Annotated in this window: 8 protein-coding genes and 1 tRNA gene; 2 read left to right on the forward strand and 7 right to left on the reverse strand. The window is 38.5% G+C overall.

What is annotated here, in order from left to right; all coding sequences use genetic code 11:
* Position 1: 1 nt before the first annotated feature.
* From SOM16_RS09350 to metG, 5 genes are all read right to left on the reverse strand, one after another.
* Positions 2–526: a hypothetical protein gene (locus SOM16_RS09350; protein WP_320463741.1), complete on the reverse strand. Its 525-nt coding sequence runs from the start codon at positions 524–526 to the stop codon at positions 2–4.
* A gap of 605 nt (positions 527–1,131) precedes the next feature.
* Positions 1,132–1,617, reverse strand: a complete 486-nt coding sequence (locus tag SOM16_RS09355; RefSeq protein ID WP_320463742.1) for a site-specific integrase — start codon at positions 1,615–1,617, stop codon at positions 1,132–1,134.
* A gap of 56 nt (positions 1,618–1,673) precedes the next feature.
* Positions 1,674–2,402, reverse strand: a complete 729-nt coding sequence (locus tag SOM16_RS09360; protein ID WP_320463743.1) for a phage integrase SAM-like domain and Arm DNA-binding domain-containing protein — start codon at positions 2,400–2,402, stop codon at positions 1,674–1,676.
* A 311-nt stretch (positions 2,403–2,713) separates the two neighbouring features.
* A tRNA-Arg gene (locus tag SOM16_RS09365) sits at positions 2,714–2,785 on the reverse strand.
* A 75-nt stretch (positions 2,786–2,860) separates the two neighbouring features.
* Positions 2,861–4,969 carry a methionine--tRNA ligase gene (metG, locus tag SOM16_RS09370; RefSeq protein WP_320463744.1) on the reverse strand — a complete coding sequence of 703 codons (2,109 nt, stop codon included), beginning with the start codon at positions 4,967–4,969 and terminating at the stop codon, positions 2,861–2,863.
* Positions 4,970–5,009: 40 nt separating this feature from the next.
* On the opposite strand from metG, the gene SOM16_RS09375 reads away from it, so the two are divergent.
* Positions 5,010–5,909 (forward strand): LD-carboxypeptidase, encoded by a 900-nt coding sequence (locus SOM16_RS09375; RefSeq protein ID WP_320463745.1) that lies wholly within the window; start codon positions 5,010–5,012, stop codon positions 5,907–5,909.
* 1 nt (position 5,910) lies between these two features.
* Positions 5,911–6,318, forward strand: coding sequence for a DoxX family protein (locus tag SOM16_RS09380; RefSeq protein WP_320463746.1), 408 nt, complete (start codon positions 5,911–5,913; stop codon positions 6,316–6,318).
* Positions 6,319–6,424: 106 nt separating this feature from the next.
* Here the strand turns inward: SOM16_RS09380 and SOM16_RS09385 are convergent, their stop codons facing one another.
* Both SOM16_RS09385 and SOM16_RS09390 read right to left on the reverse strand, forming a co-directional pair.
* Positions 6,425–8,056: a RagB/SusD family nutrient uptake outer membrane protein gene (locus tag SOM16_RS09385; protein ID WP_320463747.1), complete on the reverse strand. Its 1,632-nt coding sequence runs from the start codon at positions 8,054–8,056 to the stop codon at positions 6,425–6,427.
* A 19-nt stretch (positions 8,057–8,075) separates the two neighbouring features.
* Positions 8,076–11,192: a TonB-dependent receptor gene (locus SOM16_RS09390; RefSeq protein ID WP_320463748.1), complete on the reverse strand. Its 3,117-nt coding sequence runs from the start codon at positions 11,190–11,192 to the stop codon at positions 8,076–8,078.
* Positions 11,193–11,369 lie beyond the last annotated feature (177 nt).

Genomic DNA, 11,369 nt, shown 5'->3' on the forward strand with positions numbered 1-11,369 from the left:
TTTAACGATAAACTTCTTTAACCCTAAGCAAAGCATCTGTTTTATAGTGAGGTAATATATTTAAGATCGTAAGGTCAGTACTAAAAAGGAGGGCAGCAGCCAGCGTATATCCTTCCTCTCTAGTCTGGAAATCCCTTCTCCAGAACCCAGCCTTTTCCAAAAGCTGTCTATCATCTAGGGAAAGCCAAGGATGACTTGCATTGTTACTGCGGATTAGGTTTCGCACTTTTATAAAAATAGCTTTATCAAAATGTTCAAATTTCAGAAAAGGATAAATCTTACTTTCTGTATAATGAGTTCTTTTTCGATTATGCATTTCCGCGATACGATTAGCCTGAAATATCCTAAAATCCCCATCATCGCTGCGATCGTATATTACTTTGTTACTGCTATGGACTTGGGAACTCTCCGGCACCTGAACATGTATTATATATTTATCATCAAGCTTATGAATAACTGGGAAAAGAATATAAGGCGGATCCAGTTTCTGCGGATTGTTACCCATATTGACCAAATCTGTTTTCATCCCATCCACTTTAGATGGATAATACCGATCACGGTGCCGTCATCATCTACGCCGAGTAGAATATTCCCCCCCTTCACGATTCAGCATTGCCGCTACAGACTCAAATAAGTTCGACGGGATTGAGGACAGAGATTTTTTAAACTCAAGCCTAATATTTTCTCGTTTTCCCAATAGGGACCTTACTTTCTCTATGCTCATGCTATGATACTTGACTTCTGCTTATTAATTAACTTGTATCCCAAAGAATTGCGTTCGAAACTCTTTTGGTTTATTTTAAGGTTTTGATCACATGTGTCTAAAAGTTTGTAAAAAAACTGAAATAAACCTTTTGCTCCCCAAAATTATTATTTGGAATAGTCTTAAAAATTCTCCCAACCAAAACCTTACCGGATCAAAAATTTTGTTCTGATTTAATCAAATCCACAAAACTGCAAAAACAAAAATAAGATATTGGATCATAATTTCTCAAACTAGATTAGCGAAACCATTTACTTTTTAATTACCAATTCAACATTAGACCTCATTATACCTAAAGAAAATGCTGTGGAACGAAGCATGACTATGCCATACCTAAACAAAATTTTTTCAATTTCTCGAATATCAACTTATCTAAAAAGCTTCATAACTTTCGTATCACCAGTATCTTCTTCCTTCTTATCTCGGTCTAACAGTTTCTCCTGTAATGCAAACATCTCAGTACTAACTTTTGTATCGATCACCTTCGCATAGTGCTGCGTTGTTTTCAAGCTATTATGCCCGAGCATCTGGGATACGGTCTCAATCGGAACACCATTGGAAAGCGTAATAGTGGTTGCGAAAGTATGACGAGCCAGATGATAAGTGAGTACCTTAGTGATGGTACAAAGATCTGCGATCTCTTTGAGGTAACCATTCATGCGTTGATTAGTGAGCACTGGCAACGCCACTTTTCTCCATCGGCATATCCTGTGATTCTTATACCTGTCAAGAATTACTTTTGCCTCATCCAACAAGGGGATGTGACAAGGTGTTTCCGTTTTCTGCCGTTTGATGAATATCCATAAATTACCGTCATCGCCTCTCGTAATCTGATCCGGGCGAAGCTGCTTCACATCAATATAAGAAAGGCCTGTATAGCAACTGAATATAAAAATGTCTCGAACGATGTTTAACGCTCAAGTGGAAATTCCCTGTTTTTGATCCGATCCAACTCTTCTATATTTAGAAAAGTCCTTGCCTTAGCTTTAGCAGTATTGCGATAATTTAAAAATGGATTACCAACAATCAACCCGGCACCCAGGCAATACAGCATGATTTTTTTCAGGTGAACAATATATTTCCGGGCAGACATTGCATTATTTCCTCGATCTATCCTAAGAAATAGCTCATAATCGGTGATAAATTTAAAATCTACCTTTTTGACGTTAATGTCCTGAACCTCATATTTGAGCTGAAGAAATTGCTTAACATGTCTGATGGAACTTTGATAGGTTTGAAACGTGCTATTACTGTATCCTTTACCAATCAGTTTTTCCATATTGTCAATGTGCTTCTGATAAAGTCTCAGTAGGCTATGGTTAGACGTATTCTTTCCGGTAAGATGATCCCTCAAGACTACCGCTGTCACCTCATCTTCCTTTTCAACAAGAGAGGTATGAAAACGTCGAACTTTTGAGGCTAGCGTGTCCAAGTAATCATTAAGTTCCCGGATCTCTTCGCGCAAGCCAGTGCCTTTCCCTTTAAGCGCAGACCAGAAGCTGGGAATAATTTCCCTGCCGACAGAATATTCCGAATGTTTTCCTTTCACGGTAATCCGTAAATAGATGGGCATCATCTCGCCCTTGATTAAATTTTTTGGTCTTTTCAGATAGAATAGAAGATGAAAATTGTAACTCATAATGATACATTTAAAATTAAACAAATGTACATTTGAGCCAGTGAGTCATCAAGATGTTCGTCAGTCGAACGAACTGTAAATCAATACCTTACAAAATAATCCAGCACCCGAACATTTCGGAATAATTCTAGTTTTGATATTCAATCAATCTACTGACCTACAGTGCTTTACAAGAAACAGTAAATATTCGTCTCACTAAAACCAGTCATTCAGAATGAACAACTATGAGTCTTAACGTGCTATACAAACCAAAACAAAGTCTTGAAAATCAACGATTTGCGCGACAATGTTCTGGTTTGAATCTAAGGAAGTGGTCCCGACGAGAATCGAACTCATATCTAAAGTTTAGGAAACTTCTATTCTATCCGTTGAACTACGGGACCAAGGTAATTTAGATTTGCAGAATTACGATTTTAGATTTACAAATGCAAAAACTAAAATCGCAATTAGTAACAATATTATCTTATTACGCTACCTGCTTCAAATTTTTCTGCAGGTGCTACAAAAGTAAGTTTTCCTGCTGAATTTTCAGCCATTAAAATCATCCCTTGTGATAAAATACCTTTAATTTCTCTCGGCGCTAAATTTACAATGATGCTTACTTGCTTCCCAATGATATCTTCAGGTTTATAATGTTCGGCAATACCCGAAACTACAGTACGTTCATCTATACCGGTATTAACCGTCAGCTTCAAAAGTTTTTTAGTTTTCTCTACTTTTTCTGCAGCAACAATTGTGGCTACGCGAATATCCATAGCAGAGAAATCATCAAAATTAATATTTTCTTTTGCTGGTATAGCTACGGCGCTGTTGGCGGCATTTGTTGATTTGCTTTGATTGAGCTTTTCGATTTGAAAATCGATCTCCGCATCTTCAATCTTCTCGAATAAAAGTACTGCTTCTCCAATTTCATGGCCGCGTTTTAATAGATCTACACGACCAGCATCATCCCAATCATTGCCACCATCTTTTAGCATATTCATTAGTTTCTCGGCGGTAAAAGGCAAAAATGGTTCAATTAAAACCTGAATATTAGCCGCAATTTGAAGCGAGAGGTGCAGAATGGTACGAACCCGATCTTCATCCGTTTTAATTAATTTCCAAGGCTCTGTTTCGGCCAGGTATTTATTCCCTAAGCGGGCTACGTTCATTACTTCGGATAAGGCCTCCCTGAAGCGATAGTTTTCTATCGATGCAGAAATTTTTGCAGGATAGCCAGCCAATTCATCAATTACCGCTTGATCTACTGGTGTAATTTCCATACAGGTAGGTACTACTCCATTAAAGTATTTATGGGTAAGCACCACCACCCGGTTAACAAAATTACCTAAAATGGCTACTAATTCATTGTTATTTCTAGCTTGAAAATCTTTCCAGGTAAAGTCGTTGTCTTTGGTTTCCGGAGCGGTAGCCGTAAGCACATAACGTAAAACATCTTGTTTGCCTTCAAACTCACGTAGATATTCGTTTAACCAAACTGCCCAGTTTTTTGAAGTAGATATCTTTTGGCCTTCAAGATTTAAAAATTCATTTGCCGGAACATTATCTGCAAGGGTATAATCGCCATGCGCCATGAGCATAGCAGGGAAAATAATACAGTGGAAAACGATATTATCCTTCCCGATGAAATGCACCAATTTGGTTTCATCACTTTTCCAATACTCTTCCCAACCACATTTATCACTTTCGTAATTGTTAATGTAATACTCTTCTGCCTTTGGATTCCAAACATCCAATTTGGCATAATTACAAAGTTCTTTGGTAGCAGAGATATAACCAATTGGGGCATCAAACCAAACGTATAATACTTTACCCTCCGCATCGCGAAGTGGTACACGAACACCCCAATCTAAATCTCTAGTCATGGCCCGTGGTTGTAAACCGGCATTTAACCAGCTTTGGCACTGGCCATAAACATTTGGTCGCCATTCTTTATGGCTTTCAATATAAGTTCTTAACCTTTCTTCATATTTATCCAGCGGAAGAAACCAGTTTTTAGTTTCTTTAAGAATGGGCTGATCGCCGGAAAGGGTAGATTTGGGATTGATCAGGTCTGTAGCGTTAAGTGTTGAGCCACAGTTTTCGCACTGATCGCCATAAGCATTTTCGTTCCCACACTTTGGGCAAGTACCCGTAATGTAACGATCTGCAAGAAATTGTTTTGCAGAAGGATCGTAATACTGTTCGGTAACTTCTTCTGTAAAAACGCCTTTATCATATAGGGTACTAAAGAAATCTGATGCGGTTTGGTGATGCGTTTGTGATGATGTACGGTGGTAAATATCAAAAGAAACACCAAACTCCTTAAAAGAATCGCCAATAATTTTATGGTATTTATCTACTACTTCTTGCGGTGTAATTCCTTCTCTTTTGGCCTTTAACGTAATGGGAACACCGTTTTCATCAGATCCGCAAATAAACTTTACGTCACGCTTGTTCGAACGCAGGTAACGGGCATAAATATCTGCAGGAATATAAACACCTGCCAGGTGCCCAATATGAACTGGCCCATTGGTATATGGAAGTGCTGCCGTTACGGTATATCTTTTTATTTTACTATTATCCAAAACAATTTTTATTAATTTGGCAAAGATAAGTGTTTTGAAGATGATTAAGCAGCCCCCATATTTAAAAAAAGGAGATAAGATTGCGTTGGTTTGTCCGGCGAAGAAATTACCAAAGTCTATTGATAAAGCGATAGCGCTTTTAACGGAATGGGGACTTGAAGTAGTTATTGGCGAAAGCGTTTATGCCAGTCACCATCAATTTGCCGGAACGGATGAGTTAAGAGCAGCAGATATTCAACATTTTCTGGATGATTCTTCCATTAAAGCAATTATTGCCGGCAGGGGCGGTTATGGAACTATTCGCATTATTGATGCGCTCGACTTTACACAATTTAACCTACACCCAAAATGGATAGTTGGTTTTAGCGACATTACAGTGCTGTTGTCTCATATTATTGCGCAAAGCGAGATACAATGCATCCATGGCCAAATGCCTTATACTTTTGAAGAAAGCACATTTGAAGCTTTAGATTCTTTAAGAAAAGCCTTATTCGGTGAAAAACAGACTTATGTTTACGAAAGTGAATTTAGTAATCGGCCGGGCGAGGCAGACGGCTTATTAATTGGTGGAAATTTAACCCTAATTACCATGTTACAGGGGTCTGCTTCGGAAATGAATTTTGACAATAAAATTCTTTTTCTGGAGGATGTTGGCGAACACGAATACAGTATAGACCGGATGCTGAGAATGTTAAAAAGGGCTGGAAAACTGGCTAATTTGAACGGCTTGATTATTGGTGCTTTTAACGAAATTGAAGCGGAGAAAATTTCGTTCGGGCAAACGGTAGATGAGGTGATCTGGGATATTGTAAAGGAATATGATTACCCGGTTTGTTTCAATTTTCCAACCGGACATATTGAAAATAACCTAAGTATGGTTTTGGGTGCGGAGGTCTCTTTAAAAACAGAAACAAATAACGTTCAATTTAAATATTTATAACATGGCAATTTTTGATAATTTAGGTAAATACCGCAATACGGGCTTACTGTTGATGCGCATTGGTATTGGCATCATGTTTATTATTCACGGCTTTCCGAAATTAGCCGGCGGCCCCTCAGGCTGGGAACAATTAGGAGGTAGCATGAAAGTAGTAGGGGTAAACTTTCTACCTACATTCTGGGGCTTTATGGCTGCCGTAGCCGAAACATTTGGTGGCTTTTTATTAATTGTGGGTTTGTTTTTTAGACCAGCATGCATTTCCCTTGTTTTCACCATGATCATAGCAGCTTTGGTTCACTTTGGTAAAGGTGATGGATTGGGTGGCGCGAGTCATGCTATAGAATTAGGCATTGTATTTCTTGCTTTAATTTTTATTGGGCCAGGAAAGTATAGCGTAGATAAGAAGTAAATAAATCTTTTAAACCACAAAAGCCAGCAAATTGCTGGCTTTTGTGGTTTAAAACTATAGCGTGACTAAATCAGTGTTAATATATATCTAATCACTTATAATATGCTTAGTAGCCTGGGTTCTGTTGTCCTGCTAAAACAGGGTTAGCCTGGGTTTCTACGGTTGGAATTGGCCAGATAAATCTGAAACTCGTATTCGCTCCTGTATATGGAATTGCTAAAATAGCTCTTGCTCCTGTGTAACCTGCAGCCGCATTATATGCAGAAAAAGCAACAGTAGAGCTTGTTTTTGCAGGAATACCATTTGGACCATATAAGTTTTCTTTAGCCAAACGGTGGATATCCATCCAACGTTTACCTTCTCCTAAAAATTCGATTCTTCTTTCGTTGATAATGCCTTGAATTAAGTTAGTTGTAGCTGGGAAACTGGCAGCAGTATATCTATCCGCAGCAAGAACGGATCTGTTTCTAACGGCATTTAACAATGCTAAAGATTGAATGGTGTTTCCAGTTCTGGCATAAGCTTCAGAAACGTTCAATAAAACCTCTGCATATCTGATAATTGGATTTGCATCTGTCCAGGTTGCCGGATCTTTGTATTTTGCGCTAAAATAGTATTTAGCAGCTACTCCTGTTGCAGCATCTGTTGTAGCTAATAACGTTCTACGAAGATCTGTGGCTTTCCATGATGGATCGTTCCAGATAATTGGAGAAATTACCGCCAAAGCTCTACCTGGTGCTTTTGAATACATAGTACTTAATGAACCGTTGGTTCCCGCATTCCGGATTGTTGAATTTTCAATGGAGAAAATTGATTCCGTATTGCCGTAGTTTGCACCAACGCTGGCAAAGGGACCATCAGGTGTAGCAGTTAAAGCATACCCACCAAGCGCAGTTGGGGCGGTAAAAGTGGCTGCCGTTGCTGCTGTTCCTAATTTTGCGCCTTCAGTGATTACACCCGCATAATCGCCCATATGTAATTTCACTCTTGTTTTTAAAGCTACCGCGGCGCCTTTTGTCGCTCTGGTGATTCTAAGTGAAGCCGTTGATTGCGCTGCTAAGTTTGTTTCTGCAAAATCAAGATCAGAAAGAATTAAATCATAACCTTGCTTAACTGTACTACGACCTTCATTTTTAAATTGTTCTACCAATTCTGGAGTATTAATACCTACCGTTCTTAATACTACCCCCTGATGTGTTGCACCAGTGGTTTCATTATACGGGCGAGCGAAATGAATTAATAATTCATGGTAGCTTAATGCCCTTATGAAACGACATTCTGCTTCGCCTGCTGTAGCAACATCTGTGGTAATTGTACCAGCGGCAGCCGCTTCCTTTAATTTGGTAAGTACAATGTTTGCACGGTTAATAGTGGCATATAAACTTGTCCATAGGGCTGTATTATTTGCTGTAGTGGCATCGAAACTATTTTCGTAAGTAACCAAAAAGAATGAAGGAATTGCCATCATATCTTCACCTCTCATATCTCCCTGAATCGTGTTTGCTGCGCCAAAAGGATAGCCACGATTGGAGTTATCTGTGTATGGACTTGATTGTGCTGCACTATATACCCCAGTAATGGCTAATGCGGCTCTTTGAGGGTTTGAATAGGCATCATCTTCGGCAAAAGTATTGTCAGGTACAATGTCTGTATATTTTTTGCAAGATCCTGCAAATAACATTAAGCCTAATAAGGGCAGCACCCAGGCCTTTTTATTTATGAAATATTTGTTTTTCATTATTAGTTTCTTTAGTCAGTTAAAATCTAACGTTAGCTCCAAATGTGAAGGTACGCTGTTGAGGGTTTCCGTTGAAGTCTGTTCCGTATCCAGCAGTGGCAGAAGCTGCTGTATTTGTTTCCGGATCTAAACCTTTATAGCCTGTAATTACAAATAAATTTTGTGCAGAAGCGTATAATCTGATTCCGCTTACTTTTAATTTATTGGCGAAACTCTGAGGTACTTTATAACCAAAAGCCACGTTGTCTAATCTCAAGAACTTTCCATCTTCTAAGAAACGGGTTGTAGCATCTCCATCTCTATTGATGAAGGTAGATCTTCCAAAATATTGTCTTGGCGTAACCCCATCACCTGGATTAGCAACACTTTGCCATCTGCCTAAGATCTCTGTTCCATTATTTACAAAGTTTTGGTTCAACTGGTCTACGCGTGTTCTGTTGTAGATTTTGTTTCCACCTTGAAATCTTAAGAAGATATTTAAATCAAAGCCTTTATAAGTAAAGGTATTGTTTAAGCCTCCAAACCATTTAGGTAATGAACTTCCAAGAACCTTCTTATCTGTTGATGCAGATAAAATAGCAGAAGCACCTGTTGCACCTGGGTTAGCAGGATCATAAACATTATACGTTTGGGTTGTTACATCACCTTGTATAATTTGTCCGTTCCCTTTAACATATAATGGGTTACCATTCGCCATGTTTACGCCAGCGTATTCATAACCATAGAAAGAATTTAAAGATTCACCAACGCGGATAATGTTGTAAGTGCTGATCTGATCCTGACCTTCTCTCAAAGATTCTACAACGTTTTTCTGACTTGTAAAAGTGAAATTTGCATTGTAAGAGAAATTGTCATTCTTTATAACATCGCCACCAATGGAGAATTCGAAACCTGAATTTAAAATGTTACCCACGTTCTGTGTAATGGTATTTGTGGGAACACCTAGAGACGGTGCTGTAGGTGCATTTTGTACCAATGCATCTGTATTTTGTCTGAAATAATCTGCAGTAACATTAATACGACCAGCAAATAAGCCTAATTCTAAACCAACGTCAACTTTCTTCTGAGATTCCCACTGAAGGTTATAGTTACCAATATTACTGAAGCCAATTCCCGGTTGCGCACCATAAACCGCTGCATTATATTGCCCTAAATACCTAAAGTTACCAATGCTTACATTACCCACTTCCGCATATGATCCACGAAGGCGTAAATCAGAAATAAAACTTAAACCAGAAGCGTTTTTAAAGAAAGATTCTTCAGAAACGCGGTAGGCAGCAGATACACCAGGGAAATAACCTAAGCGATTTGCTTCCGGTAAATTTGAATTTCTATCTGAACGAATTGATCCACCGATGTAATACTTGTTTTTATAATTATAGTTTACACGAGCAAGATAAGATTCTAAAGCTGTTCGAACCAAACTTCCAGATGCTGTTGGCGTAACGAAAGTACCAGTTACGATATTTTGGTTCCAGTAGATATCTGTTAAGTTAGAAACAGAAGCCTGATAGAAAGATGACCTGTCATTTTGAAATTCCTGAACCAAGGTTACACTTAGGTTATGTGCATCTGCAAAGCTTTTATTGTACGACAATACGTTCTGAAGATCTAACCTAATACTAGGAGCAAAAGATTGTGACATACTACCATTACTACTTACTCCATCACCAGCGCGAGGATCAGTATAAATAAAATCATCCACATTTTGATTATCAACACCTACTTGTGTTCTAAATTTTAAGCCATCGAAAAGATTCACCTCTGCATAAGCAGTTGCTAACAAACGATAAGTTTGCGCCCTTCTGATGTTATTATCTAGTATAAATCTTTGGTTACCGATGTTATCAGAGATGGTAACTAAATTATTGCCCTGCCCTAACGCAGTTCTATTTGGTGCAATGTTGTAGCCTGTTACATTTGCAGCGTCATAAACAGGTACGTTGGGTAACATACGAAGTCCACCAAAAATATTTCCAGACAAAGTGTTACTACCTGTTTGTGGCCCTGTGTTGTCCTGATAAGTAAAACCAGATGTTAAACCGAAGCTAAATACTTTATTCACCTTTTGGTCAAAGTTAGCTTTCAAAGAATATCTTTTTAACGAGTTGGAAATGATTACACCTTCCTGGTCGCTGTATCCTAATGAAAAATAATATTTTGCTTTTTCCGTACCTCCAGATGCTGATACATTATGATTTTGTTGAGATGCCGTTCTGAAAAGATAATCTTGCCAGTCTGTATCTACAATCCCACCTTGACCATCAGGCATTGAGAATGCCCGAGGTGCAATACCCTGAGCTGCGTAGCGCTCATTTGCAATTTCAATAAATTGAGCAGCATTTAATTGATCGTATCTTTTAGACACTTTACCAACAGCATAATAACCATCATAAGTGAATGTGGCTTGTCCGGCTTTACCTTTTTTGGTCGTAATTAAGATTACACCACCTGCAGCTCTCGATCCATAGATAGCCGTAGATGCTCCATCTTTTAATACTTCAAAAGATTCAATATCATTAGGGTTAATATCTGCCAAAGCATTTGAAGCTGTAAATCCACCTACATCGCCTGAGAAGATTGGCACTCCGTCAACAACATATAATGGTCCCTGGCCCGAAGTGATTGTATTTGTACCGCGAATACGTACCTGAGCTGGTTGGCCTAATAATCCATTCGCCGTAATTACCTGCACACCTGCTGCTTTACCTGCCAAAGCCTTGTCGAATGAAGGGATAGCCCTGTCCGTAAATTCTTGAGCGGATACACTAGATTGAGAACCAGTAACGTCTTTTCTGTTTACTGATCCGTAACCTACCACTACAACATCAGATAGTGATCTTGCATCATTAGTCAAAACAACATTAAGCACATTCGAATTGGTTACAACACGAACTACAGGCGAATACCCTATAGATGAAAATTCAATACTTGCACCATTAGTAGCCCTGATAGTGAATTTACCTTCAGCACTGGTTGTGGTTCCGCCAGATGCCCCTTTGATTTTTACACTTACACCAGGCAATGGTAATCCATCCTCCTTACCCGTAACTGTACCAGTGATTGTTCTTTCCTGAGCCATAGCAGTACCTGCCAGGAACAAGAAGATGAACAAACTTTGTAAAAGTTTTTTCATAAATTAGTTTAGTTTAGTTAATAATTTTCTCTAATATATGACTAGAAATCTGTAAAGCAAATTTTACAAACAAATTTTGTTTTGCAGATTTTCAACAAAAACCTGCCAGAGTAAGTTAATTTATAGCTACAAATGCTTAAATAATGCGTTAATAGTGTATTTTGTACTGTAAATTTT

It is taken from the genome of Pedobacter sp. CFBP9032 (assembly GCF_034045265.1).
GTDB lineage: Bacteria > Bacteroidota > Bacteroidia > Sphingobacteriales > Sphingobacteriaceae > Pedobacter.

What these genes read in the sequence shown, in the direction of transcription:
- SOM16_RS09390 (WP_320463748.1), bottom strand. Translation starts at nt 11,192, where the DNA reads ATGAAAAAACTTTTACAAAGTTTGTTCATCTTCTTGTTCCTGGCAGGT.
- SOM16_RS09380 (WP_320463746.1), top strand. Translation starts at nt 5,911, where the DNA reads ATGGCAATTTTTGATAATTTAGGTAAATACCGCAATACGGGCTTACTG.
- SOM16_RS09385 (WP_320463747.1), bottom strand. Translation starts at nt 8,056, where the DNA reads ATGAAAAACAAATATTTCATAAATAAAAAGGCCTGGGTGCTGCCCTTA.
- SOM16_RS09350 (WP_320463741.1), bottom strand. Translation starts at nt 526, where the DNA reads ATGAAAACAGATTTGGTCAATATGGGTAACAATCCGCAGAAACTGGAT.
- SOM16_RS09375 (WP_320463745.1), top strand. Translation starts at nt 5,010, where the DNA reads ATGATTAAGCAGCCCCCATATTTAAAAAAAGGAGATAAGATTGCGTTG.
- SOM16_RS09360 (WP_320463743.1), bottom strand. Translation starts at nt 2,402, where the DNA reads ATGAGTTACAATTTTCATCTTCTATTCTATCTGAAAAGACCAAAAAAT.